This window comes from Rhizobium glycinendophyticum (assembly GCF_006443685.1).
GTDB lineage: Bacteria > Pseudomonadota > Alphaproteobacteria > Rhizobiales > Rhizobiaceae > Allorhizobium > Allorhizobium glycinendophyticum.
Genome location: NZ_VFYP01000003.1, coordinates 357,736 through 384,155 on the forward strand (window position 1 = coordinate 357,736; position 26,420 = coordinate 384,155).

At 61.7% G+C, this 26,420-nt stretch carries 22 protein-coding genes; 14 read left to right on the forward strand and 8 right to left on the reverse strand.

The features are described 5' to 3' along the window. Window positions 1–3: 3 nt before the first annotated feature. From bchL to bchF, 5 genes are read right to left on the reverse strand one after another with little or no spacing between them, the layout of a single operon-like run. Window positions 4–933 (reverse strand): ferredoxin:protochlorophyllide reductase (ATP-dependent) iron-sulfur ATP-binding protein, encoded by a 930-nt coding sequence (gene bchL, locus FJQ55_RS18825; protein ID WP_140830780.1) that lies wholly within the window; start codon window positions 931–933, stop codon window positions 4–6. Further along, window positions 930–4,703: a magnesium chelatase subunit H gene (locus FJQ55_RS18830; protein ID WP_140830783.1), complete on the reverse strand. Its 3,774-nt coding sequence runs from the start codon at window positions 4,701–4,703 to the stop codon at window positions 930–932. Before FJQ55_RS18830 ends, bchL begins: the two co-directional genes overlap by 4 nt. Next, complete coding sequence (gene bchB, locus FJQ55_RS18835; protein ID WP_140830785.1) at window positions 4,675–6,219, reverse strand: ferredoxin:protochlorophyllide reductase (ATP-dependent) subunit B; 1,545 nt, start codon at window positions 6,217–6,219, stop codon at window positions 4,675–4,677. Before bchB ends, FJQ55_RS18830 begins: the two co-directional genes overlap by 29 nt. Next, window positions 6,216–7,520, reverse strand: a complete 1,305-nt coding sequence (locus FJQ55_RS18840; RefSeq protein ID WP_140830787.1) for a ferredoxin:protochlorophyllide reductase (ATP-dependent) subunit N — start codon at window positions 7,518–7,520, stop codon at window positions 6,216–6,218. The genes bchB and FJQ55_RS18840 overlap by 4 nt, the downstream gene beginning before the upstream one ends. After that, complete coding sequence (gene bchF, locus FJQ55_RS18845; RefSeq protein ID WP_140830940.1) at window positions 7,517–8,044, reverse strand: 2-vinyl bacteriochlorophyllide hydratase; 528 nt, start codon at window positions 8,042–8,044, stop codon at window positions 7,517–7,519. The genes FJQ55_RS18840 and bchF overlap by 4 nt, the downstream gene beginning before the upstream one ends. Window positions 8,045–8,429: 385 nt before the next feature. Here bchF and FJQ55_RS18850 point away from each other — a divergent pair, with 385 nt between their 5' ends. From FJQ55_RS18850 to FJQ55_RS18875, 6 genes are all read left to right on the forward strand, one after another. Further along, complete coding sequence (locus tag FJQ55_RS18850; protein WP_140830790.1) at window positions 8,430–9,212, forward strand: cobalamin-binding protein; 783 nt, start codon at window positions 8,430–8,432, stop codon at window positions 9,210–9,212. Then, complete coding sequence (gene ppsR / locus FJQ55_RS18855) at window positions 9,209–10,648, forward strand: transcriptional regulator PpsR (RefSeq protein WP_140830792.1); 1,440 nt, start codon at window positions 9,209–9,211, stop codon at window positions 10,646–10,648. The genes FJQ55_RS18850 and ppsR overlap by 4 nt, the downstream gene beginning before the upstream one ends. A gap of 92 nt (window positions 10,649–10,740) precedes the next feature. Then, window positions 10,741–11,664, forward strand: coding sequence for a chlorophyll synthase ChlG (gene chlG, locus FJQ55_RS18860; RefSeq protein ID WP_140830795.1), 924 nt, complete (start codon window positions 10,741–10,743; stop codon window positions 11,662–11,664). 11 nt (window positions 11,665–11,675) lie between these two features. Further along, the gene (locus tag FJQ55_RS18865; RefSeq protein ID WP_246085193.1) at window positions 11,676–13,046 is read left to right on the forward strand and encodes a BCD family MFS transporter; all 1,371 of its coding nucleotides are present in this window, start codon (window positions 11,676–11,678) and stop codon (window positions 13,044–13,046) included. 39 nt (window positions 13,047–13,085) lie between these two features. Next, entirely contained in the window at window positions 13,086–14,291 is a 1,206-nt protein-coding gene (locus FJQ55_RS18870) for a geranylgeranyl diphosphate reductase (protein WP_140830797.1), read from the forward strand. Further along, complete coding sequence (locus FJQ55_RS18875) at window positions 14,288–14,572, forward strand: hypothetical protein (protein WP_140830800.1); 285 nt, start codon at window positions 14,288–14,290, stop codon at window positions 14,570–14,572. Before FJQ55_RS18870 ends, FJQ55_RS18875 begins: the two co-directional genes overlap by 4 nt. Here FJQ55_RS18875 and FJQ55_RS18880 read toward each other — a convergent pair. After that, complete coding sequence (locus tag FJQ55_RS18880) at window positions 14,556–15,002, reverse strand: TspO/MBR family protein (RefSeq protein WP_140830802.1); 447 nt, start codon at window positions 15,000–15,002, stop codon at window positions 14,556–14,558. The genes FJQ55_RS18875 and FJQ55_RS18880 overlap by 17 nt on opposite strands. Before the next feature lie 177 nt (window positions 15,003–15,179). On the opposite strand from FJQ55_RS18880, the gene FJQ55_RS18885 reads away from it, so the two are divergent. From FJQ55_RS18885 to glnT, 8 genes are all read left to right on the forward strand, one after another. After that, window positions 15,180–15,569, forward strand: a complete 390-nt coding sequence (locus tag FJQ55_RS18885) for a c-type cytochrome (RefSeq protein ID WP_140830805.1) — start codon at window positions 15,180–15,182, stop codon at window positions 15,567–15,569. Between the two features lie 196 nt (window positions 15,570–15,765). Continuing rightward, a complete protein-coding gene (locus FJQ55_RS18890) occupies window positions 15,766–17,679 on the forward strand; it encodes a 1-deoxy-D-xylulose-5-phosphate synthase (protein ID WP_246085194.1) in 1,914 nt (637 codons plus the stop codon). Between the two features lie 149 nt (window positions 17,680–17,828). Then, the gene (locus FJQ55_RS18895) at window positions 17,829–18,752 is read left to right on the forward strand and encodes a cobalamin B12-binding domain-containing protein (protein WP_246085195.1); all 924 of its coding nucleotides are present in this window, start codon (window positions 17,829–17,831) and stop codon (window positions 18,750–18,752) included. Window positions 18,753–19,003: 251 nt separating this feature from the next. Continuing rightward, window positions 19,004–19,687, forward strand: coding sequence for a helix-turn-helix domain-containing protein (locus tag FJQ55_RS18900; RefSeq protein WP_425467552.1), 684 nt, complete (start codon window positions 19,004–19,006; stop codon window positions 19,685–19,687). Window positions 19,688–19,776: 89 nt separating this feature from the next. Then, window positions 19,777–20,682, forward strand: a complete 906-nt coding sequence (locus FJQ55_RS18905; RefSeq protein ID WP_140830807.1) for a class II glutamine amidotransferase — start codon at window positions 19,777–19,779, stop codon at window positions 20,680–20,682. Window positions 20,683–20,710: 28 nt separating this feature from the next. Beyond that, window positions 20,711–21,397: a GltB/FmdC/FwdC-like GXGXG domain-containing protein gene (locus FJQ55_RS18910; RefSeq protein WP_140830810.1), complete on the forward strand. Its 687-nt coding sequence runs from the start codon at window positions 20,711–20,713 to the stop codon at window positions 21,395–21,397. A gap of 14 nt (window positions 21,398–21,411) precedes the next feature. Further along, window positions 21,412–22,740, forward strand: a complete 1,329-nt coding sequence (locus tag FJQ55_RS18915; RefSeq protein ID WP_140830812.1) for an FMN-binding glutamate synthase family protein — start codon at window positions 21,412–21,414, stop codon at window positions 22,738–22,740. A gap of 88 nt (window positions 22,741–22,828) precedes the next feature. Beyond that, entirely contained in the window at window positions 22,829–24,136 is a 1,308-nt protein-coding gene (gene glnT / locus FJQ55_RS18920; RefSeq protein ID WP_140830815.1) for a type III glutamate--ammonia ligase, read from the forward strand. 100 nt (window positions 24,137–24,236) lie between these two features. Here the strand turns inward: glnT and FJQ55_RS18925 are convergent, their stop codons facing one another. After that, entirely contained in the window at window positions 24,237–25,148 is a 912-nt protein-coding gene (locus tag FJQ55_RS18925; protein WP_140830817.1) for a homocysteine S-methyltransferase family protein, read from the reverse strand. A gap of 23 nt (window positions 25,149–25,171) precedes the next feature. Beyond that, the gene (locus tag FJQ55_RS18930; RefSeq protein ID WP_140830819.1) at window positions 25,172–26,404 is read right to left on the reverse strand and encodes a trans-sulfuration enzyme family protein; all 1,233 of its coding nucleotides are present in this window, start codon (window positions 26,402–26,404) and stop codon (window positions 25,172–25,174) included. Between the last annotated feature and the right edge of the window lie 16 nt (window positions 26,405–26,420).

Here is a 26,420-nt window from a genome sequence, read left to right on the forward strand (position 1 = left end):
CCCTCACTCGAACCCGAGAAATTCGAAGATGTCCCGGTCTTTCATCGGCTCGGCTTCGAGCGCCGGGGTACCTGCCCAGAGAACTTCGGCGAGCCGCAGATATTCGTTCTGGATGGCCACGATTTCCGCGCTGTCGCCCATTTCGAACAGTGTCGCCTTCTTCAGCCGGCTCAGCCGCACATGGTCGCTGTCCGGCACATGGGCGAGCCGCTTCAGCCCGATCGCTTCATTGTAGCGATCGATTTGGTCGGTCTCGCGCGAGCGATTGGCGATCACGCCACCGAGGCGAACTTCGTAATTCTTCGACTTCGCCTTGATCGCAGCGACAATGCGGTTCATCGCGAAGATGGAATCGAAGTCGTTGGCTGCGACCACCACGGCCCGTTCGGCATGTTGAAGCGGCGAGGCAAACCCGCCGCAGACGACGTCACCGAGAACATCGAAAATCACCACATCGGTATCGTCGAGCAGGTGATGTTCCTTGAGCAGCTTGACGGTCTGGCCGACGACATATCCGCCACAGCCGGTGCCGGCCGGCGGCCCTCCGGCTTCGATGCATTGCACGCCGTTATAACCCTCGACCATATAGTCCTCGGGCCGCAGTTCCTCGGTGTGGAAGTCGACCTTTTCCAGGACGTCGATGACGGTCGGGATCAGGCTCTTGGTCAGCGTGAAGGTGGAATCGTGCTTGGGATCGCAGCCGATCTGCAGGACCCGCTTGCCGATCATCGAAAAAGCCACTGAGAGGTTGGACGAGGTCGTGGATTTGCCGATCCCGCCCTTACCGTAAACTGCAAAGACCTTAGCCCCTTCGATCTCCATGGTCGGGTCGAGATGGACCTGGACGCTGCCGTCGCCATCGGCGCGCTGCCGAAGTTTTTCCGCCAGCCGCGCCTCGCGTTCCGCCGTCTTGCCGTGCGTGTAGATGTTCATTGGGCAGCCTCCCTGACCAGGCCTTCGAGCCGGTCTTCCAGCTCCTCGCCGGCTTGTTTCAACGCAGCGATGGTTTCCGCATCGGGCTGCCAGTAATTGCGCTCATGCGCTTCGATCAGCCGCGCGGTCACGCGCGCAGCGGAGGCGGGATTGAGGGTCGCCAGCCGCTCGCGCATGGCGGCGTCGAGCACGAAGGTCTCGGTGATCTGCTGATAGACCCAGGGATCGACATCGCCCGTGGTTGCCGACCAGCCGAAGGTGTTGGTCACCTGCGTCTCGATGTTGCGCACGCCTTCATAGCCATGCTTCAGCATGCCCTCGAACCACTTCGGGTTCAGCGTCCGGGTGCGCGTTTCAAGCGCCACCTGCTCCCCGAGCGTGCGGACCCGGCCTTCACCCTGGGTCTGGTCGGAGATGAAGACGGGCAGCGTGCCGCCGCCCTTGGCGCGGGTCACGGCCTTGCTGAGCCCGCCCAGCGTGTCGAAATAGTTCTCGATCGTGGTGACCCCGATCTCGACCGAATCGAGGTTCTGATAGGCCATGTCGACCTGCCCGATCATTGCGTCGAAGACATCGACCTGCTGGCTGGTCTTGCCCCGGCGATTGATCGCGAAGCTCTTCCGGTTGCTGTAGGTCTGGGCAATTTCCTCGTCATCTGTCCACGAGGAGGAGGCGACCAGCATGTTGACGTTCGCGCCATAGACGCCGTCGGCATTGGAGAAAACGCGATAGGCCGAAGCCTCGATGTCGCAGCCATGCGCTTCACAATAGGCTAGCGCATGTTTGCGGATGAAGTTCATTTCGACCGGCTCGTCCGCGATGGCGGCGAGATAGCTGGCTTCCGCCAGCATGCTGGCCTGGATCGGCAGAAGATCGCGGAAGATGCCCGACAGCGTCATCACCGCATCGATGCGCGGACGCTTCAGCTCTTCGAGCGGCACGAGAACGGCCCCGCAGACGCGGTTATAGGTGTCGAGCTTCGGACGGGCACCCATCAGGGCCATGGCCTGGGCGAGCGGCGCACCACCGGTCTTCAGGTTGTCCGTACCCCAGAGGACGACAGCCACCGTCTCGGGAAGCCGTCCATCCGTCAGCAGGTAGCGGTCGAGCACCTTGGCAGCCTGACGCTCGCCATCCTGGATCGCAAAGGCGCTCGGAATGCCGAAGGGATCGAAACCGTGAATGTTGCGGCCGGTCGGCAACAGCTCCGGCGTCCGCAAAAGGTCGCCCGAGGGTGACGGCATGACGAAGCGTGCGTCGAGCGCCTTGACCAGTCCGTCGATCTCGCCGTTCCGCGACAGTTCGAGGTTCATGGTCGAAAGTTTGGCGACGCAGGCCTGCACTTCGGCATCGGCATCCTGCACGATTGCGCTGATCGTGGAGGCATCCATCCGCGCGATCGCCGGCAGGAGACGCGCTTGGCGGCCGTCGCGGGCGATGGCAGGCATGCTTGCCGCGACATGCTCGATCATCTCGATCCGTTCGGCTTCCTCCATGCCACGTCCGGCGATGTGCAGCCCATTGGGGATGAGCGCGTATTCGACCTCGGTAATCTCGGCGACGAGATGACGGATGACGTCGGCTTCGGAGAGCCCCAGTGTATCCTTTCCGAGTTCGAGCTGCTGCGCCTGAACCTGGATCAGTTGGAACAGACGTTCGCGCTCGACCAGCGCTTCGGGGGCAGCGCTGCGATAGCGGTCGAGGCTGCCCTTCAGATCGCTCAAGCCTTTGTAGAGACCGGACTGGGTGATCGGCGGCGTCAGATAGGAGATCAGCGTGGCGGCCGAGCGCCTTTTGGCCATGGTTCCTTCGGACGGGTTATTGGCCGCGTAAAGATAGAAATTGGGCAGAGCGCCCAGAAGACGATCCGGCCAGCAGGTCGCCGAGAGCCCGACCTGTTTGCCAGGCATGAACTCAAGTGCGCCATGGGTGCCGAAATGCAGGACAGCGTCGGCCCGATAGGTCTCGCGCAGGTAGCGGTAGAAGGCCGCAAAGGCATGGTTCGGCGCAAAACCGCCTTCGAACAGCAACCGCATCGGGTCACCTTCGTAACCGAAGGGCGGCTGGATCGCGACGAGCAGCTTGCCGAACTGACGCCCGAGCACGAAGATGCCGCGCCCATTGCTGAGCACCCGCCCCGGCGCCGGGCCCCAGTGCCTCTCGATGTCGGCAAGATGTTGTTCATGCCGCACATGCTGGTCCGCCGGAATGACGGTATGCACATTCGCTTCCGTCCCGTAGAGCGGCGCGTTGCCCACGAGGATCGCATCTTTCAGAGCCTCCGCATCGACGGGCAGCTCGACATCATAACCTTCCGATTTGAGCCGGCGCATGGTCTCGAAGAGGCTCTCGAAGACCGAAAGGTAAGCGGCAGTTCCAATGCTGCCGCTGTTCGGCGGATAGTTGAACATGGCGATCGCGATCCGGCGTTCGGAGCGCATTTTGCGGCGGAGGTCAACCATGGCGGCCAGCCGGTCGGCCAGGAGGTCAACGCGCTCGGCATCGGGCTGCATGCAGGAGCGTCCTGACGGACAAGCCCCGAGCTCGCGAGAGCAGATGCAGGGCCGTGTTGTACCACCGCCATCGGAACGACCGCCGAACACCATGGAGCCTGTTGCTCCGTCGAGTTCGGGAATGGCGACCATCAGCGTGGTCTCGATCGGTGTCAGGCCCTGCGACGACGATAGCCAGGCCTCCCTCGTCTGAAACTCGGTGACGAAGGCTGAGAGATAGGGGACGTCCAGGGCCAGCAAGGTCTGGGCTGCCGCCGCCGCATCGCTGTAAGCGGGGCCGCCGACCAGCGAGAAGCCGGTGAGCGAACACAGGGCGTCGATCACGACCCCACCGTTTTCCGGCATCATGTAACGCTCGATGGCACCGCGCATGTCGAGCCCGCTGCAGAAGACCGGCACGACGTTGAAGCCGCGGATTTCGAGCTCACGGATGACCCGATCATAAGGTCCGGTATCGCCCGACAGGATATAGGTCCGCATCAACAGCACGCCGATGGTGCCACGGGCGCCGGACTTGGACGGCAAATCACCGAGCCGGGTGGTCACACGGGGCCGCAGGCCCGGGTGATACAACCCGACTTCGGGATACTCGACCGGGTCGCCGACGATCAATCGACCGGAGAGCGCCTTGCGCTCGCCTTTGGCATATTTGCTGACGAGCAACCGCACCATGTTGACGATGTTCTCGTCGGACGCGGCGATACGATATTGCAGGGTCAGGAAATAGTTGCGCACATCCTGCGCCGTCCCCGGAATGAAGCGGAGCAACTGCGGCAAGCGGCGCAGCATGGCGAGCTGCCGCTCACCCGCCGTGCGACCATTGTCCTTGCCACCGCGTGAACTCTTGCCGCGCAGCTTCTTCAAGAGCGCCAACGGACCCTTCTGCTCTTCGCTCATGCGAAAGCGGCCCATGGAAGTGTATTTCATGATCGTGCCGGCCGACATGCAGCAGACCATGGCGTCGCATTCGCGGTGCCGGGCCTCCAGGACATCGGCGATCGCCCGCACATGCTCCTCGACGAAGATCATCGACACGATGATGATGTCGCCGGACAGGATCGCCGCGCGACAGGCGTCCAGACTGGCGGGATCGTCGTTCCAGTCGGTCGCGGCATGAACGGAAAGTGTCAGCCCCGGCAGATCGGCGACAAGTTTGCGGCGGGCGTCGTCGACAGCCGCACCCATGTGGTTGTCGAGCGTCACCAGCACCACCCGAACCGGGGTGCTGTCAGCGGGCGAAATGTGCTTTCGCGTCATACAGCGTCTCCACGGTGATCGGTTGGATGCCCTTGCCGGCGGCAAAGAGCTCGGTATTGCGACGTGCCTTGCCGCGCACGAAGAAGGGGATTTTCTTCAGTTCCTTTTCGGCCTCGACGGTCCAGCCGACCGGCTGATCGACAGCGTCCGGCATGATGATCGGGGCAGCGTCGACCGGTGCCTTGGCTGTACCGGTTTCATGCAGATGCGAGGCAGCTGCCCCGTCATTGAACTCGAAATCGTCGCGGAACATCTGCAAGAGATGCTCCTCCAGACCCATCATCAACGGGTGGACCCAGGCGTCGAAGATGACGTTGGCACCTTCAAAACCCATCTGCGGCGAATAGCGAGCAGGGAAATCCTGAACATGGACCGGGGCGGAGATGACAGCGCAGGGAACCCGCATCCGCTTGGCGATATGCCGCTCCATCTGCGTGCCGAGCACGAGTTCCGGCCGTGCGGCGATGATTGCCTGCTCGACGTCGAGATGATCGTCGGTGATCAGCGCCTCGATCCCGTATTGTTCGGCCGCCTCGCGCACATCACGGGCGAATTCGCGCATATAGGTGCCGAGGCCGCAGACCTTGAAACCGAGTTCGCGGCTGGCAATGCGGGCGGCAGCAATGGCATGGGTCGCGTCGCCGAAGATGAAGACGCGCTTGTTGGTAAGGTAATTGCTGTCGACCGACTTGGCGTACCAAGTGGACCGCTCCTGCTCATTGCTCGCGTCAACCATGGCAGGAAGTCCGGCCATTGCCCGGGCTTCGGCAAGAAAGGCTCTGGTAGCCTGCACGCCGATCGGAACGGTCGAGAGGAAGGGCATGCCATGCGTCTTCTTCAGCCAGCGTGCGGTCACATCGGCGATCTCGGGATAGAGCACGATATTGAACGCGGCGTCCGGCAGACGGGCGAGATCGGCAGGTGAAGCACCGAGAGGCGCGACAACCCGGACATCTAGTCCGTGCTCCTCCAGGAGCCGCCTGATTTCCACCACGTCATCGCGATTGCGAAAGCCCAGGGCGGTCGGACCGAGAATATTGCAGCTGTTCGGCGCGATCTCGGACGGGCGCGAAACACCCCCGGCAAAGTGGCGCACGAGGCGATAGAAGGTTTCGGCAGCGCCCCAGGCCTCCTTTTTCTGATAGGACGGCAGCTCCAACGCCACCACCGGCACGTCGACATCGAGCGTCTTCGCAAGGCCGCCGGGATCATCCTGCAGCAGTTCGGCTGTACAGGATGCGCCGACCAGCAATGCCTCCGGCTGAAAGCGATCGACGGCATCACGGCAGGCGGTCTTGAAGACGTCGGCCGTCGAGCCTGCGAGATCGCGCGCCTGGAACGTCGTATAGGTGACCGGCGGTCGAGACTGCCGGCGCTCGATCATCGTGAACAGCAGGTCGGCATAGGTATCGCCCTGCGGTGCATGCAGCACGTAATGCACACCGGTCATCGAAGCGGCGATGCGCATGGCGCCGACATGCGGCGGGCCTTCATAAGTCCACATCGTGAGCTTCATGACGCAACCCTCCGTGAAGGAGACGCCGCGCCCGAAAGCAGGCCCTGCCGCATCAGCGGCCGCGCAAAAAGCTCGGCCAGATCGCCAGCCTGCTCATAGCCTTGGATCGGCGTGAAGGCGAATTCGATCGACCACTTGGTGACAAGCCCCTGCGCCTCGAACGGGTTGGCAAGGCCCATGCCGCAGACGATCAGATCGGGGCGGGCGGCGCGGCAGCGATCAATCTGCACCTCGACATCCTGGCCTTCCGAAATCGACACCCCCGGCGGCAGCATGGCGAGTTCGCCTGCAACATGTTCACGGTGCAGATAAGGACTGCCAACTTCGATGATTTCGGCATCCAGCTCGCGGTTCAGGTAACGAGCGAGCGACGGCTCCATCTGCGAATCCGGAAAGAGGAAGATCCGTTTTCCCTCGATCCACGGGCGATAATGCGCAGTGGCTTCGCGCGCCCGACGGCGCGGTGCGGCCGTCACGGCTTCGAAGCGGCTCGCAGAGACTCCGAATGTGGTCGCAATCGCCTGCAGCCAGGCGGTTGTGCCCTCTTCGCCCAGCGGGAAGATCCCATCGATCCGCCGCGCACCGGCGGATTCGAGTGCGGCAGCCGTGGCACCAAGATAGGGCTGGGCCAGAACATAACGCGTTTGCGGCCCAATCGGAGCCAGCACATCGCTGCTGCGTCCAGGCAGGAAAACGACATCCTCGATGCCGAGATCGGCGAGCAGCCGAGCCATCTGATCCTCGACGACATCGGCGAGCGATCCGGCAACGACGAGCTGTGCCGGCCGGCCCGAGCGTATGTCACCGGGCAGACCGCGCACGAGCGCTGCGAGGAAATTGTCTTCACCTTGCGTGAACGTCGTTTCGATCCCGCTGCCCGAATAGCAGAGAACGCGCGGCCGCGAGGCATAACGGGCATTGAGCCGTTCGGCGGCACGACCGAGATCAAACTTGATCACTTCGGAGGGGCAGGAGCCCACGAGCACCAGCATGCGGATCTCGGGGCGTCGCTCCAGGAGCTTTTCGACGACTTCGTCCAACTCATCATGCATGTCGGCCATACCGGCCAGATCGCGCTCGTCCATGATCGCGGTTGCGAAGCGTGGTTCGGAAAAGATCATAACTCCGGCGGCCGACTGGATGAGATGGGCACAGGTGCGCGAGCCAACCACCAGGAAAAATGCATCCGGGATTTTGCGATGCAGCCAGATGATCGAGGTCAGTCCGCAGAACACTTCGTGCTGACCACGCTGGCGAATCGTGCTTCCGGTATTGCAGGGGGTGGGGAGCGGCTGGTTCATCCGGCATGCTCCGCGCCCAGGGCAGTCAGAGGAGCAGCGGAGGTCAACTGACGTTCGGTCTGGTCGAGCCTTGCCAATCGCAGCTTCCAGAGGAATTGCCCGGCATTGATGAGATAGGTCGCATATGCGGCAAGCGCGAGCAGCATGAGCTCAAAGGCGCCAAGCGAACCGGTATAGAGCGCGGCGAGATAGGCCGTGTGCAGGGCCAGCACCAGGATCGAGAAGACGTCTTCCCAGAAGAAGGCCGGTGCGAAGAGATAGCGCCCGAAGACGTGCTTTTCCCAGATCGAACCAGTGATCATGATCGCGTAAAGCGTCAGCGTCTTCACGACAACGGAAACCTGGGCCGCAACGAGACCCTCGCCGGTCAGAAGAAAACGCAGAATGAGAACGAGGCTGATTGCGAAAACAAGGAACTGGAAGGGAGCCAGGAGACCCTGCACCAGGGTCCAGCCACTCGCATCACGCCGCTGGCGTTCTTCCTGGGTGTAGAGCGGGCGCTTCGGCGCTGTTCCGGCTGGCATGCCCATCGGTTCCCCTCCCAATGCATCCCGCGGGCTATCGGGATTACAAAAAGAGTACCTCCGCAAAAGCCGAAGTGTCAACTTTGTTTGACGTATATTTTTATTTACAGAAACTTGAACTGGAGTCATTCTGGTTCCACGCCCTTCAAGTCCATGTTGCGGACCAGCTGGGACGGGATGACCGTTTTTTCGCTGAGGGAGGCGCGGGCGCGGTATGATGGAGGGATCGCTTAGCGTCGTGGACGAGCCCGTGGCGGGCGGAGAATCCGCGAATTCTCAGGGACAGACTTGTCCACACCCCCTTGTGGCCAGCAATCGTAGGGCTTACCTACATCCCAGTGATGGCGAAGCGCTCCGGCGCATCATAAAGGGAACGGTGGCCTCGATGACGGCCGAAAGGTTTTCGGCACGCTACGACGTCGGTCTGGAGCACGACCGCCTTTATGAAAAGGCGCTCGCCGAATTCCGTTTTCTTGTCGTCGATCCGAGAACCCGGCTTGCTTCTCTGCTCGCTTACCTTGAAGAGCAGCTGCCTCGCGGCAGGCCAGACTATGTTAAGGTCCTGTTTCTGGAAGCGGTGGCCAGGCTGCTGGGCAAGGAATGGATGTCCGACACCTGCGATTTCATCGACGTGACCATCGGGACAGCGAGACTGCAGGAAATCGTGCAATGCCTTTCCCGCCCCTATCGAGATGGAAACGGGGATCTTTCCGCCCCCCACGCCTTGATTCTCACGCCCGCAGGCGAGCAGCACACCCTCATGCCGCACATGATCGGCCTGCTGTTCGACACGCTCGGCTGGAACCGGCGGATCGTCGAGCCATCGGAGCACAAGGGCCGAAACTTTGCACCCTCCGTCGATCGTGCCGACGTCGCCTGTATCGGATGGAGCAACATTCGCCTCGCCGGCGAGTTTGAGAGCTTGGTGCACGATATCCGACGGCAGCGGCAGGACCGACAGCTACCTCTGATCGTAGGAGGCGCCGGGGCCCTGAACTCCATTGATTTGCTTGTCAGTTTGGGGATTGACTGCATCTGCGACAGTGTTTACTCGGCAGTGAAGATTTGCCAGAACTACTGTGAACTTCAACGGATCGGCCAGCCGTCGCGCCAGGCCGGTGGAACGGCTTTAGTCACGCCCAGCGGAATCGATTGGCTCACTCAATGAAGCCCCTCAACGGCCTACACGGATCCCAAGGCACTCCGATCGCAGAAAGCCTGCTGAAGACGCTTGGTCCGGAGGCTGTAGGGGCCCTTGTCAGCCTCGGCGCCGATGTCGTGATGCTGATCGACAAAACGGCAATTATATCGCAAGTTTATTTCAGCAATCCGGAACTGGCGGAATACGGTCTTGCCAAGAGCGTTGGCAAGCGCCTGCAGGACTGCGTGACGATTGAATCGGTCCCTAAGATCGACTCCTTGCTCGCCAGTGACAACACCCGTGACCCCGTCCGCGGCTACCAGGTCAATCACAAATGCGGTTCCAAACCCGACCTGCCGGTGGTGTATTCCGCCTATTCCAGCAAGGATCTGCCCTATAGCATCGTGGTCGGCCGTGAACTGCGCCAGCAATTTCAGGACCAGCAGCGTCTGGTTCAGGCGCAAATGGAGCTGGAAGCCGACTATCGCGAACTGCAGGAAGCCGAAACCCGTTACCGCACGGCTTTTAAGGTCGCTGCCGCCGCCTATGTGATGATGGACGGCGAAAAGCGCACGGTTCTCGATGCCAATGCATCCGCCATGGCTCTTCTTTCGCCCAATGGCGGTCCTGTGGCCGGCAAGCCGCTGCGCGACCTGTTCCACAAGCAGGACAGGGATCGCCTCGGCGATGCGATTGGAGAGGCGCGCCACAGCCCGAATGCTGTGCATGTCGACAACCTGCGCAGCGCGCGTGGCGAGAGCGTTTCTGCCACTATTCGGTCCTATCGTGAAAACGGCGTGACAAATCTTGTCCTTGCTCTATGGCCGGCGACGGAAGAACAGGAAACCAGGCGCCAGCGCACTGAACCGGTGGCAGCCGCCGCCTCGGTCGATCTTGCAGACTTGCCGGAAGCCGCGGTGCAGACTGATACCGACGGCATTGTCATGGCTGCCAACGATCTGTTTCTCGATCTCGTTCACGCGCCGTCGCTCAATCAGGTCATCGGCCGCAACCTCGCCATCTGGTTCGCCTCGTCCGCCATCGACATCCGCGTCCTTTATACCCGCATTCAGGACGAACAGTGCATTCGCGGCTTCTCGTCGACGCTCACCGACAATTTGTCAGGCGAGCGGAGTGTCAGCCTGTCTGTCCGTTTCAGCCGCGAAACCGGCACCGTGCATTTCCTCCTGGTCCCACAGGCAGCGCCGTCTGAGCGACTCACTATCCCATCGCCGGGCGTTCCAGATCAGGCGGAGGGTTTCTCCAGTCTGGTGGGCAAGGTGCCGCTCAAGGATCTCATGCGCGAATCCCTCGATGTGATCGAAAAGATCTGCATCGAGGCAGCGCTTGACCAGACGAATAACAACCGCGCCTATGCCGCAGAAATTCTCGGCCTGTCGCGTCAGAGCCTGTACATCAAGTTGCGCCGCTACGGCCTGGAAGACTATCGACCAGGAAGCTGAGAGCCGAGATAGCACCCGGGCAGCATCTGAGAACAACGCACGCAGTGTCAATTTTAGTTGACACAACCGCGGTGCATGCCTAGCCTTCGTTCATGGCTATCACACCCACCCACGGACCGGTCGCAACCTACCCCTCGGCAGGCGCAGTGCTGGCTTTGCTCAAGCCAATTACCTGGTTTCCGCCGATGTGGGCCTACACCTGCGGGGCCATCGCCTCGGGGGCGCCGCTTTCGAGCCGTCTCGTGCCGCTGTTGCTCGGCATCGTCCTCGCGGGCCCCTTACTCTGCGGCACGAGTCAGGCGGTCAACGACTGGTTCGATCGTCACGTGGATGCCATCAACGAGCCACACCGCGTGATCCCGTCGGGACGCATGCCAGGGCGCTGGGGCCTCTATGTGGCCCTCATCATGTCGGTTCTGTCACTTTGCGTCGCCGCCATACTCGGCCCTTTGGTGTTCGCCGCCGGCACGCTCGGTCTTGTGCTCGCCTGGGGCTACAGCATGCCGCCATTGCGCTTCAAGCAGAACGGCTGGATCGGCAACGGCGTGGTCGGCCTCAGCTATGAGACGCTGCCGTGGATCACTGCGGCGGCGGCGGCCCTGGGCGCAACACCTTCGATGCCGCTTGTGCTGGTCGCCTTGCTCTATGGCATCGGTGCCCACGGAATCCTGACACTGAACGACTTCAAGGCGATCAAAGGCGACATTGAAATGGGCATCAACACGCTTCCGGTGCTCCACGGTCCGCGCAACTCCGCGGTCATCGCCTGCCTTATCATGGGATCGGCACAGGCCGGCGTGATCCTGCTTCTGCTGTATCTGCAGTTGTCGATGGGAGCGCTGCTTGTCGGTGCCCTCCTGCTGGCCCAGGTGCTGTGCATGCCACGCTTCGTAAGAGATCCTGAAGGCAAGGCGGTCTGGTACTCCGCCGCTGGCGTCGGCCTTTACGTGACCGGCATGATGGTGACCGCCGTCGCTTTCGCGTCGGCCATGTCCGCATTGCCGATCACCGGCTGAAGGGGATTGTGATGTCCCAAACCTCCGCAAGTCCAGCAGCCCGCCAGATGCGCAACCAGGGCCTGAGCTGGTTCTCCATCTTGCGCCTGGGTCTCGTACAGGCCGCACTTGGGGCGATTGTGGTGCTCACCACCTCGACCCTCAACCGCGTGATGATCGTCGAGTTGCAGCTGTCGGCCCTGATCCCCGGTCTACTTGTCGGGCTTCATTATGGCGTTCAGATCACCCGCCCGGTCTGGGGCCACAAGTCCGACATTGGCAGCTCCCGTACGCGCTGGATCCTCGGCGGCCTTGCCCTGCTCGCCCTGTCGGGAACGGCGGCGGCAGCGACCACTTTGCTGTTCGAGCAGAACTTCGTTCTTGGGCTGATCACCGCAATCGTCGCCTATATCCTGATCGGCATGGGCATCGGCGCCTGCGGGACGTCGCTTCTGGCGCTGATGGCACTCAAGACGGCGCCTGAACGACGCGCGGCAGCCGCCACGAGCACCTGGATGCTGATGATCGTCGGCATCATCCTGAGTTCTGTGATCACGGGCACCAATCTTGATCCCTACAGCCACCTGCGCCTGGTGACCGTCACCGCCATCACCGGCGCCGTTGCCTTTCTGATCGGATGGGCAGCTGTCGCTGGCATCGAGCGCAAGGCAACACCGAAAGAATACCCGCCAGCCGCACAGGGCGAGGACGTGTCTTTCCGCCAGAGCCTTGTCGATGTCTGGCGAGATCCGCAGGCGCGCCTCTTCACTCTCTTCATCTTCCTGTCGATGCTTGCTTACGCGACGCAGGACCTGATCCTGGAACCCTTTGCAGGCCTATTGTTTGGCTGGACACCCGGACAGACCACGAGCCTTTCCGGCACGCAGCATGGCGGGGTCCTGCTCGGAATGGCCCTGGTCGGCGTTCTCGGTACCTTGTTTGCAAAGCGCTATCCCGCCCTGCCCCGCATCTTCATCGTCGCCGGCTGCCTCGGCTCGGCAGCGGCACTTGCGGCCTTATGTCTTTCAACCACCTTCGCCCCTGCATGGCCGCTCGGCGCCAACGTGTTTCTGTTGGGCGCGGGCAATGGCGCATTTGCGGTCGCGGCGATAGGCATGATGATGACCCTGGCCGGCAATGGTGCTCGCGCCGATCACGGAATGCGCATGGGCATCTGGGGTGCAGCTCAGGCTATCGCCTTTGGTCTCGGAGGCGTTCTCGGTACCATCGTGCTCGACATCGGTCGGCGCATGACAGGAGATGACGCGACGGCCTTCGCCATCGTTTTTGCCATGGAAGCCGCGCTCTTCCTCGCCGCGGCGCTGCTTGCCCTTGTGCTGGCAAGGCCAGAACAGAAGACGCGACCGTATACAACTGATGGCATGGCGATACCGGCAGAGTAAATCACGCAGCCGCCCCAGGGCAGCGGCAAGGAGGCAGGCATGCAAACGGATTACGACGTGACCGTGGTCGGCGGCGGCCCCAGTGGATCGATCGCGGCCGAGCAACTGGCGCGACGGGGATACCGCGTGGCACTGGTCGATCCCCGTAACCGCATCAAGCCCTGTGGCGGGGCCATCCCTTCACGCACCCTTGCCGATTTCGACATCCCGGAAGCCGTGCTCGTCTCCCGCGCCGCCGCCGCAAGGATCATTGCGCCGTCCGGCCGCAAGGTCGAAATGCGTATCGGCGAGCTCGGTTACGTGGGTATGGTCGACCGCTCGACCTTCGACCCCTATTTGCGTGAGCGTGCAGTGTCGGCCGGCGCTCGCCTGCTGATCGGCAAGCTCCAGGACATCAGCACCCGTGACAATGGCACCCTCGACCTGACTGTCGAACCGACCTCGGGTGATCCGCAGGGCGCGCCGATCACGCTGAGAACACGCCTGGTCATCGGGGCTGATGGCGCCAACTCAGCGGTGAGGCGGCTTGCCTTTCCAGCCAGTCGGAAACCGCCATACGTCTTCGCCTACCATGAGATCGTCGAAACGCCGGCGCGGCCGGACCCTGCCCAGTTCCAGCCGGATCGATGCGACGTTATTTACGACGGCCGCATTTCACCCGACTTTTATGGCTGGGTCTTTCCCCATGGCGAACAGACGAGCATCGGCTGCGGTTCAGCCGTGAAGGGTCACAACCTGCGCCTGGCGACGGCAGACCTGCGTCACGCGGCCGGGCTGGGCGATTGCAAGATCATTCGGCGTGAAGGCGCGCCACTGCCTCTGAAGCCGATGCGCCGGTGGGACAATGGCCGCAACATCCTGCTGGCGGGCGATGCAGCCGGCACGGTCGCCCCCTCGTCCGGCGAAGGCATCTACTACGCCATGCTGTGCGGCAGACTTTCGGCAAATGCCGTCGAGCAGGTTCTCCTGACTGGAAAGAGTGCCGCTTTGCGTCAGGCGCGAGAGAGCTTCATGCGCGCCCATGGTCGAATCTTCTGGGTGCTCGGCATGATGCAGACCGTATGGTACCGCAACGACCGTTTTCGGGAAAAGTTCGTTGCCATGTGCGCCGACGCCGATGTCCAACGGCTGACCTGGGAATCCTATCTCAACAAGCAACTGGTGAGACGAGATCCCTTCGCCCATGTCAGGGTCTTCTTCAAGGACATTGGGCAGTTATTCGGCATGGTGGCCAACCAGAAATGATCCAGGCCGTCGATTATCTGTTTCATTCGGGATGGGTCACGGCACTCGCCCTGGCAGTACTCTGGCTGGGCACTACGGCAATCTGCGCGGCATCGAGCAAGCCCTGGACACTCTTCCGTAGCCTGCTTGCCAACGCCCTCTCCGGCAGCTTCCTGTTGCTTGCTGTCGGCGTGGCGCTGACAGACATGGGGGTGATATGGGTCGCCATCCTGATGGCCGGCTCCCTTGTTGCCCATGGCACGGACCTCTGGCTGCGTCTTGTCGTCAGGCCCCAGGATTGAGGCTGCGGACCGAATGATTGAGCATTGCAGCCGCACTGACCCAGACGAGATAGGGCACGAAAAGCAGCGAAGCGAGTGGCGACAGGGGCCAAGAGACAAGGATAAAGGCTGCGATCGACAGCCAGAGAACAGCGACATCTGCCAAGGCCAGATCCATTCTCCGGATACCGAAGAAGAAGAACGACCACAGCGCATTCGCCACCATCTGCACGCCCCAAAGGATCACGGGCAACGCCCAGCCCATCTCGCTCCACACCAGCCAACCGGCATAGCCGATGAACAGGTAGAGTATGGTCCAAACCACCGGAAAAGCCCATTTCGGTGGCGTCCAGCTCGGCTTTCTCAGTCCGTCATACCAGACTCCGGGCTTGAAGATGGCACCGCTCGATGCGGCGGCCAGAACAATGATGACAAAGACGACTGCGGCCATGATCCGGCTCCAACTCTGCTGCGTATTAAAATAGCTTATAAAATATCGCACGGATCAGGAAGCAAGACCGACGGCCGCAGTCATGGGCCGCCTCAAATTCCTTCGACTGGCGGTGGCCAGCCAGACAAGATGCATTTTCCAGTCTACCGTCTTCGCCATGTTATGGGAGGTTTCTTCATGTCGCGAATTCTCACTGCCGCCTGCACCACAGCCATGCTTCTGATCTGTTCCACCGCCTTCGCCCAGGAAGGCGACGTCGCAGCCGGCGAAATCGTCTTTAAGAAATGCGGTGTCTGCCACAACGTCGACAGCGACAAAGCCAAGGTCGGCCCGTCGCTTCAAGGCGTCATCGGCCGTCAGCCGGGCACCAAGGAAGGCTTCAAATACTCCAAGGCGATGACCGACTTCGGTGCCGGCAAGACCTGGGACGAAGCGCTTCTGACCACCTATCTTGCTGATCCGCGCGGCGTGGTGAAGGGCACCAAGATGGCCTTCGCCGGCCTCAAGGACCCGAAGGATATCGCCAACGTCATTGCCTATGTGAAAACCTTCAGCACAGCCCAGTAATTTGTGTCAGCGCCGCCGGATCTCCGAAGGTCCGGCGGATTTCTTTTCAGAAGTGTAAAAAAAAGTTTACAGATCGCGTGACTTCTCCGAATATGCAGTGGTGATACTGCTCCTCTGACAAACAGCTCCCGTACGGCAGCAATGCCTGCGGGCGACGCAGTCGGTAGGACAGGCTCTTGCGTGGGAGGATAGCGCAGTGGGCTTTATTTCGACGAATGCCGGCGTCACTCCCCTGCTCGACCGCATCAGGTCAACGCAGGATCTGCGCAGCCTGGAGCACTTGGAACTGGTGCGCCTGGCCGATGAACTGAGGGCCGAGACGCTCAAGGTTGTTTCGGAAACCGGCGGCCATCTCGGCTCCAGCCTCGGTGTCATCGAACTGACCATCGCCATACACGCGGTCTTCGACACACCCCATGACAAGCTGCTCTGGGACGTCGGCCACCAGTGCTACCCGCACAAGATCCTGACCGGTCGGCGTGAGCGCATGTCGAGCCTGCGCAAGAAGGGCGGAATCTCCGGCTTTACCCGCCGCAGCGAAAGCCCCTACGATCCCTTCGGTGCCGCGCACTCCTCCACATCGATCTCCGCCGGTCTCGGTTTTTCCGTCGGCTTCGATCTGGCCGGAGAAGAGGGACATGTGGTCTGCGTCATCGGCGATGGAGCGATGTCGGCAGGCATGGCCTTCGAAGCGCTGAACAATGCAGGTAGTCTCGGACGCCGTCTGATCGTCATCCTCAACGACAATGATATGTCGATTTCTCCCTCGACGGGAGCCTTGGCCCGTCATCTGTCGCGCATTCGGCAGATCACCGACGCACCCGAAGCAGCCGCAACGGGTCGGCATAATCTGTTCCAAAACTTCGGCTTGCGCTATGTCGGCCCCATTGACGGTCATGACCTCCACACGCTCCTGCCCCTGCTCCGATCTCTGAAGGAGGCCGATCCTGGCCCGATCCTTCTGCATGCAGTGACAAGAAAGGGCGCTGGCTATCATCATGCCGAGGCGGCCCCCGACAAATTCCACGGCGTCAATCCATTCGACATCCTCTCCGGCACGCAGGTAAAAACACCTGCCAAGGCACCCGTCTACACCAAGGTCTTTGCAAATGCACTGATTGCAGAAGCGCGCCGGGACAAGCGCATCATCGGCATTACGGCCGCGATGGCCGCCGGGACTGGTATCGACCTCTTCCAGAAAGAATTTCCAGATCGCTGTTTCGACGTCGGCATTGCCGAACAGCACGCCGTCACTTTCGCAGCGGGTCTTGCCGCAAGCGGAATGAAACCTTTCTGCGCGATCTATTCCTCCTTCCTGCAGCGTGCCTATGACCAGATTGTGCACGACGTGGCACTACAGAACCTGCCGGTTCGCTTCGCCATCGACCGTGCAGGACTGGTCGGCGCCGACGGTCCAACCCATGCCGGTGCCTTCGACATCGGTTACCTCGCCAATCTGCCGAACTTTACCGTGATGGCGGCGAGCGACGAGGCCGAACTTGTGCATATGGTGTCCACCGCCGCCGCCCACGACTCTGGGCCGATCGCCTTCCGCTACCCGCGCGGCGAAGGAACCGGCATATCCCTTCCGGCCGAAGGCCAGGCCCTGCAGATAGGACGAGGCCGGATCGTCGAGAGCGGGCGCCACGTGGCCCTCCTCTCCTTCGGAACAAGACTTGCAGAATGTCTCTCGGCTCGTCGGATGCTCGCTGATTACGGCATCAGCGTCACCGTCGCCGATGCACGGTTTGCCAAACCTCTGGACACCGCCCTCATTGCAGAACTCTTTGCCAATCACGAACTGCTGTTGACCGTTGAGGAGGGAGCGACGGGAGGATTCGGCGCTCTTGTGCTTCATTATCTTGCACAAAAGGGAATGCTGGACGGCCGCACGCGCATCAGAACCCTGACATTGCCCGATCACTTTATCGCTCAGGCAAGCCCTGAGGACATGTATGACGAAGCCCGGTTAACGGCACGCCATATCGCCGGCCAGGTCAGAGGCGTCCTCGCACCGCATGTGAGCGAGGTCATCAACGGCCATACACGTGCCCGAGGCGGACATCAGGACGCGACGCCCCAGGTGCATCGCGCAGAAGACCGAGGTTAACTTCTTTCGCTGGGAGAAAACCGAAACGAAGCAGGCACCGTAATGCCTGGCGAACTAAATTTTAGAATATGATTGGCGACTGATTGCGGATGCAGTAGTGTTCGAGCGGGAAGAAGAAGACCGTCAAGGCCAGGGATCGGGAGGGTGAAATGGCCAACGACAGCAGGAAAGACCCGCCACCTGGCGGGCGGGGAGACGCGTGGGACACGAGGGACGACGAAAAGCCGCCTGCAGAAGCCACAGCCGGTAATCATCTCAGTCCATTCGATTATCGAATCCTTGAGAATGCCATTCGCAAGGCTGTTCCGAAGCTCGTGGGTGCGGGGCATCCGGAGCTGATGGCCGGACGGGCTTCGCGCGCGCTACCGCAGGAAATCGACCTCCAACTGCATCCCGAACTCGATCCTGTGGCGCGCCAGCTGCCCGGCACGGAGAGGGCAATTTCTTTCCGCCAGGCGCTGATCAGCGTACTTATTGATCCTGATCCCCGCGGCCACCGCGAATTGATTGAGGAATTGCAGCGCAGCGGCTTGCCTATGCAGACGCTGGCAATCCAGCTCTTCGCCCCGGTTGCGGCCTATCTTGGCAATCTGTGGTGCACGGACGAGACGGATTTCATGCAGGTTGCCGTAGCCTCGACCCGCATCGGCATGATCATAAACCACTTGTCGCAGAGCCGAAGTGCAGCGCTCAGTGCACGCGAGACGGAGCGTCGGGTTCTCCTGGCACGAACACGAGGTGCAATGCACACCATCGGCGTCTCGATCGTTGCGTCCTGTTTTCGCGACATGGGCTGGGCCGTCGAAGGCGGCGGCGAGCTCGAGCTTGACGATCACGTCTACATGCGCCTCTCGAACGGCCCCTACGACCTTCTCGGCATTTCGGTCGGTCGCGTCGATGAGGCTCCGGAATGCGCCCAGGCGATCCGCCGGATACACTCCAATCGTTATGCGGGAAGCATGAAGATCGCGGTGGGCGGCCCAGCCGTGAAAAAGGACCCGCAGGCGTTCAACCGTATCGGCGCCGACATCGTGGCCAGATCTGCACTGGAAGTGATGCAGTTGGCCGACTAGTTCAACGCAAACGGTAGACCGTGCGTTCCCCTTGGCGCTTTTGCCCCCCAGCGGTGAAGATCTATCTTGGACAGGCCTCTCGACTGCTGAAGCCCGCAGCGGATCTGCAACATCCTCCCTCGCTCCGGCTTCCCCAACGCCTCACCTTTAGTCACATACTGAAAGACCATTGTGGCCTCCCGCTGAAATCCGCTAGAGCACTCCGACGCGTGAGCGGCAGAGTGATAAACATGATCCGGGGGAGAGATCTGATGGCAAAGGGTGCTAAGGATGGCAAAGGCCCCAGCAAGCCGCCCGCTGCCGCCTCTCTTGTTGCCGCCCTCGCCCAGGATCCGCACGCTGTGCGGGAGCCGCGGGCCAACAATCTCGAAATGGCGATCGGCCACGAGGTTCGCACCTATCGCAAAAAATTAGGCATCACGGTCGCCGATCTCGCGGCTGCAACCGGCATGTCGGTCGGCATGCTGTCAAAGATCGAAAACGGCAACATTTCGCCCTCGCTGACAACTCTCCAGGCGCTATCAAAAGCTCTCGGTATGCCGATCACCGCCTTCTTCAAGGGCTTCGAGGAGCCCAAATCCGCGAGCTTCGTCAAGGCGGGCGAAGGCGTCAATCTGGAGCGCCGCGGCACCCGTGCCGGCCACCATTACAGCCTGCTCGGCCACATCGAAAACAACACCTCGGGCGTCATGGTCGAGCCTTATCTCATCACGCTGAATGCATCGTCGGATGTCTTTCCAACCTTCCAGCATGAGGGCATGGAGTTCCTCTATATGCTCGAGGGGGAAGTTGTATACCGCCACGGCGACAGGCTCTACCGGATGGAAGCCGGCGACAGCCTGTTCTTCGATGCGGACGCACCGCATGGCCCGGAAGAACTGGTCAAATTACCCGCACGCTATCTTTCGATCATCTCCTATCCCCATCAAAGATGATTGCCCCTTAGGAAAAATAGTTTCCTGAAGGTTGATCGAGGAGCGTGCCGCTGCTACTCCTTGTTCCACTGAACAAAGGGGTTGTGGCCATGTGCGGCATCGTTGGACTGTTTCTCAAGGACAAGGCACTTGAACCGCGGCTCGGCTCGTTGCTGTCAGATATGCTGATCACCATGACCGATCGCGGACCTGACTCCGCCGGTATCGCGATTTACGGCGAAACGAGCGACGGCAAAGCCAAGGTGACCGTTCAGTCTGCCGCCCCGGGTGCGGATTTTCTGGACCTCGCAGAAGATCTCGCCAAGGCCGGCCTCACAGCCGAGCTCGCCGTAAAGAGCACTCACGCGGTGATCCTGATCGACCAGAGCGATCTGGCGAACATCCGATCCGTTCTGACCGTTGTCCGCCCAAACGTGCGCATCATGGGCTCGGGCGAAAGCGTCGAAATCTTCAAAGAAGTTGGCCTGCCCAAGGATGTCGTGCAGCGCTTTAGCGTTCGCGCCATGGGCGGTACCCACGGCATCGGCCACACCCGCATGGCGACCGAAAGTGCGGTGACCACGCTCGGAGCCCACCCCTTCTCGACCGGTGCCGACCAGTGTCTGGTGCACAACGGCTCTCTCTCGAACCACAACAACCTGCGTCGCGAGCTGATCCGTGAGGGCATGTCCTTCGAGACACAGAATGATAGCGAAGTGGCCGCAGCCTATCTCACCGCGGAGATGGCCAAGGGCAAGGATCTCGGTCAGGCGCTGACCGGCGCGCTTGATGATCTCGACGGCTTCTTCACCTTCGTCGTCGGCACGAAAACCGGCTTCGGCGTCGTCCGCGACCCGATCGCCTGCAAGCCCGCCGTCATGGCCGAGACTGAACAGTATGTCGCGTTCGGCTCCGAATACCGGGCGCTGGTCAACCTCCCGGGCATCGAGACCGCCCGCGTCTGGGAGCCCGAACCGGCGACAGTCTATTTCTGGGACCACGAAAAGACCGCCTGAACCGCGACACTCCGAGAAAGCATTGCGAATGCCAGTCTTCGACCTCTCCCATACTCCGCTTCGAGACCTGAACAGCGCGCTTCACAATCTTGGCGCCGGTTCCAACGACACCCTCTTCGAAGTGGTGAACCCGCGCGGCCATCATGCCGTGGCGGTTGGCATCGACGCGCCCGTGACTGTCGAAGTGAAGGGTTCGGTGGGCTACTATTGCGCCGGTATGAACGACGGCGGCACGGTCACCATCCATGGCTCCGCCGGCCCGGGTGTCGCGGAAAACATGATGTCCGGCACAGTGTTCATCGAAGGTGACGCCAGTCAGTATGCCGGTGCCACAGGGCGTGGCGGCTTGCTGGTCATCAAGGGCAACGCCGCCTCCCGCTGCGGCATCTCGATGAAGGGCATCGACATCGTCGTGCGTGGCTCCATCGGCCATATGTCGGCCTTCATGGGGCAATCAGGCCATCTCGTTGTCTGCGGCGATGCCGGCGAAGCGCTGGGCGACAGTCTCTACGAAGCCAAGCTCTTTGTGCGCGGCACGGTCAAAAGCCTTGGCGCAGATTGCATCGAAAAACCGATGAAGCCGAAACATCTGGCAAAGCTCGCCGAACTCCTCGCCAAGGCCGGGATCACCGATGTGAAGCCGGAAGAGTTCAGACGCTACGGTTCGGCCCGCAAGCTCTACAATTTCAACATCGACAATGCCGACGCGTATTGAGGCGAGGACAGGCCATGAGCTACCACAACCCCTTCACCCCGCCGCGCAAGTCCGCAACCTTTGACGATTATACCCTGGCCGAAATCCGCCGTGCGGCGGCCACCGGCATCTACGACATCAGAGGCGCCGGCACCAAGCGCAAGGTCCCGCATTTCGACGACCTGCTTTTCCTCGGCGCATCCATCTCCCGCTATCCGCTGGAAGGCTACCGCGAGAAGTGCGATACCTCGGTCGTGCTCGGCACGCGTTTTGCGAAGAAGCCGATCGAACTGAAGATCCCGATCACTATTGCCGGCATGAGCTTCGGCGCTCTCTCCGGCAATGCCAAGGAAGCGCTCGGCCGCGGCGCATCGCTCGCCGGCACCTCCACCACGACGGGCGACGGCGGCATGACCGACGAGGAGCGCGGCCATTCCGAAAAGCTCGTCTACCAGTACCTCCCCTCCCGCTACGGCATGAACCCCAGGGATCTTCGTCGCGCCGATGCGATAGAAGTGGTGGTTGGCCAGGGGGCGAAACCCGGCGGCGGCGGCATGCTGCTCGGCCAGAAGATCTCCGATCGCGTCGCCAACATGCGAAACCTGCCCAAGGGCATCGACCAGCGCTCCGCCTGCCGCCATCCGGACTGGACGGGCCCTGATGATCTCGAAATCAAGATCCTCGAACTGCGCGAAATCACCGATTGGGAGAAGCCGGTCTATGTGAAAGTCGGCGGCGCACGCCCCTATTACGACACGGCGCTGGCGGTAAAGGCTGGCGCCGATGTCGTGGTGCTCGACGGCATGCAGGGTGGCACGGCCGCGACCCAGGATGTCTTCATCGAACACGTTGGCATGCCCACCCTTGCCTGCATCAGGCCTGCCGTCCAGGCGCTGCAGGATCTCGGCATGCACCGCAAGGTGCAACTGGTGATCTCAGGTGGCATCCGCTCGGGCGCTGATGTGGCGAAGGCCCTTGCGCTTGGCGCCGATGCTGTTGCAATCGGCACGGCAGCGCTGGTGGCCATAGGCGACAACGACCCGAAATGGGAAGAGGATTACCAGAAGCTGGGCACGACCGCCGGGGCCTATGACGACTGGCATGAAGGCAAGGACCCGGCCGGCATCACCACCCAGGATCCGGATCTCGCCGCCCGCCTTGACCCGGTCGCGGCCGGACGAAGGCTTGCCAACTACCTGAAGGTCATGACGCTGGAGGCGCAGACCATCGCCCGCGCCTGTGGCAAGAACAAGCTACACAATCTGGAGCCGGAGGATCTTTGCGCGCTGACGATGGAAGCCGCAGCCATGGCGCAGGTGCCACTCGCCGGCACTAGCTGGTATCCCGGAAAGGGAGGTTTCTAACCACCTGAATGGCCGCATCCGACTCCCACGGATGCGGCCATTCTTCTTTCAACCGATGTGTCTCAATCCATAAAAATAGGGGAACGACGTGACACAGGATCTGGCAGGCTTCGCGAAGGAGCGAGGCATCAAATACTTCATGATCAGCTACACCGACCTCTTCGGCGCCCAGCGCGCCAAGCTGGTCCCCGCCCAGGCCATCTCCGACATGCAGAAGGACGGCGCAGGATTTGCAGGCTTCGCCACCTGGCTCGACCTCACTCCTGCCCACCCGGATCTCTTCGGCATTCCAGACGCCTCGTCCGTCATCCAGCTCCCCTGGAAGCCTGAGGTCGCCTGGGTTGCCGCCGACTGCATGATGGACGATGAACCGGTCGCGCAGGCGCCACGCGTGGTGTTGAAGAAACTGGTCGCGGAGGCAACAAAACTCGGCCTCAGGGTGAAAACCGGCGTTGAGCCCGAATTCTTCCTGATTTCCGCCGATGGCGAACAGATCTCCGATCAATACGACACGGCGGAAAAGCCTTGCTACGACCAGCAGGCGCTGATGCGCCGTTATGACGTGATCGCGGAAATCTGCGACCACATGCTGGCGCTGGGCTGGAAACCCTACCAAAACGACCATGAGGATGCGAATGGCCAGTTCGAGATGAACTGGGAATATGACGACGCACTGAAGACGGCCGACAAGCACTCCTTCTTCAAGTTCATGGTGAAGTCCATTGCGGAGAAGCACGGGCTGCGCGCTACCTTCATGCCAAAGCCCTTCAAGGGCCTCACCGGCAACGGCTGCCACGCCCACATTTCGGTCTGGGATCTCGAGGGCCAGATCAACGCCTTCGCCGACAAGGATATGCCTTTTGGCCTCTCCGCCAAGGGCAAGACATTCCTCGGCGGCATCATGAAACATGCTTCGGCCTTGGCCGCAATCACCAACCCGACGGTCAATTCCTACAAGCGCATCAACGCCCCGCGCACAGTCTCCGGCGCCACCTGGGCTCCAAACACCGTGACCTGGACCGGAAACAACCGCACCCATATGGTCCGCGTCCCCGGCCCCGGCCGCTTCGAACTGCGGTTGCCGGATGGCGCGGTGAACCCCTACCTGCTCCAGGCAATCATCATTGCAGCGGGCTTGAGCGGCCTGAAGAGCGATGCCGATCCAGGTCCGCATCACGACATCGACATGTACCGCGACGGCCACACGGTGAAAGATGCGCCGCGCCTGCCGCTGAACCTGCTCGACGCGCTGCGAGAGTTCCAAAAAGACGCCCCGCTCCGGACGGCTTTGGGCGACGAATTCTCCGACGCCTATCTCAAGCTGAAACGAAGCGAGTGGGATAGCTACTGCGGCCACTTCACCGCCTGGGAGCGCCAGACGACGCTGGACGTCTGACGCATCGGTCAGAAAGACAGGGGGCATATCCGGGATAGCCCCGGATACGGGCTCCTTGCCGTGAGCGATCTGCAGAGAGCCTGAGGCTCACAGAGGCGTCTCAAGCCACCCGACGCAGAGCCGTCGCAACCGTGTGAATGTGCTCCGCTCCAATGCCGCAGCATCCGCCGATCATCGTGGCGCCGGCATCGGCCCACTGGCAGGCGAAACGGGAATAAACATCACCCGTCAGGTCCTGACGCGTGTCGTGCAACCCCTCGTTTGCCGCCTTTTCGTCCGTATCGGTCTCGAAGGCATTGGCATAGACGCCGATCTTGAGGTCGGCGCCTCTTTCGGCGAACACCGCCGCCGCCGTCTCGACCGCATGCTTCATCACTTCCGGCTTGGCGCAGTTGAAGAGCAGCGCCGAAGCGCCCGAGCCGGCGGCCCATTCGGCAGCGGCTCTCACCGTTTCGCCAGACCGCAGCGTCGCCTCGCCGCCTGCCACCTGAGCCTCACCATCGGCAAGCGTGAATGAAATCCAGAACGGCTTCGGATGCGCCTTGATGGCTTCGCTCACAGCCTCACCTTCCGCGATTAGGCTGAGCGTCTCGCCAAGCCAGACATCGATATGCGGCGCCAGATGCTCGACCAGCACCTGGAGATAATCCTGTACGCGCGACGGGTCGAAATTCTCCGGCTCATAGGAGCCGAAGATCGGCGGCAGCGAACCGGCAACCAAGACCTTGCGGTCACTGGCGTCCGCAGCCTCGCGGGCTAGCCGTCCGGAGAGCGCGATCAGATCTGCCCCGTTCTTGGCAAAACGCTCTTCGCCGATGTGGAAAGGCACAAGTGCATAGGAATTGGTGGTGACGACATCGGCACCGGCGGCAATAAATTCCGCATGCACCTGGCGGACGATTTCGGGGCTGTTCATCAGCGCCAGGGCCGACCATTCCGGCTGCTTGAGTTCGGCACCAAGCCGCAACAATTCGCGGCTCATGCCGCCGTCGAGAATAAGGGTGTCTGCCATGGGAATGTCTCCGTCGGATGCGGTCAGGGGGTAAGCGCCTGGTCGAGGTCGGCGATGATATCGGCCGGGGTCTCGAGGCCGATCGACAGGCGGAAGAGCCCGTCGCCGGCATAGGCGCGGTAATCTGCAAGCGGCTCGCCGGTGAGCCGGTAGGTTGAATCCATCATCTCGTCGGTATCCATGAGAACGACGAGGCTGCGCTGATGGCCGAGTGAGAAGGCGTAGTGAGCGACCCGCAGTCGCTCGGCCAGTCGGCACGCCGTGGCTTTCGGATCGCGCGTCCGAAAACCGATCATGCCGCCGAACACGTCCATCTGGCGCTTCGCAAGGTCATGCTGAGGGTGGGAGTCCAGGCCGGGATAGATAACCCGCTCCACCTGCGGGTGGCTCTCCAGAAAGCGTGCGACCGAGAGCGCCGTCTCCGAGGCCATGCGCAGGCGCGGATAAAGCGTGTCGATGCCGCGCATGATCAGCCAGGCGGCGTGGGCCGAGAGGGCCGCCCCCAGATAAACGCCCGCACGACCCCGGATCTGAGCAACCAGTTCCCTGCGGCCGGCTACGGCGCCGCCGAGCGCATCCCCATGGCCGTTGATGAACTTGGTCAGCGAATGGACGACCAGATCGACGCCGAGCGAGAGCGGTCGTGTCGCGACAGGCGTGGCGAAGGTGGAATCCACCGAGGTCAGCACGCCATGGCGTGCGGCAATGGCCGCCAGCGCCTTGAGATCCACGAGGCGCAGGATAGGATTAACAGGGCTTTCGCAATGAATGAGCTGCGTGTTCGGCCGGATCGCCGCCTCGACAAGATCGAGCCGCGCCATGTTGACGGGGGTGACCTCAATGCCCAAATCCGGCAGCACGCGCTGGGTGAGCTCGGCAGCGCCTGCATAACAGACGTCGGAGACAATCAAGTGGTCGCCAGCCTTGAGCAGCGTCAGCAACATGCCGGCAATCGCGGCCATGCCCGTGGCGCTGGCAAGCGCATCCTCAGCATCTTCCAGCGCGGCCAAACGTTGTTCAAGCTGGCGGACAGTCGGATTGGTCCAGCGCGCGTAGAGATAAGGAAGCGATGCCAGATCCTCGACGCCATCGGCGGAAAACGCCCCATCTCCCGGCATCAGCACATTGTTCACCGACATCGAAATGTTCGGCGCGATCGCGCCCGTCCCCGGATCGATCACAAGACCCGCGTCGAGCGACCGGGTCTCGGGTCCCGCAGTGGACGGCAAAGGATGCGTGACGAAGGTTTTGGACATGATTGGTCTTTCAGAG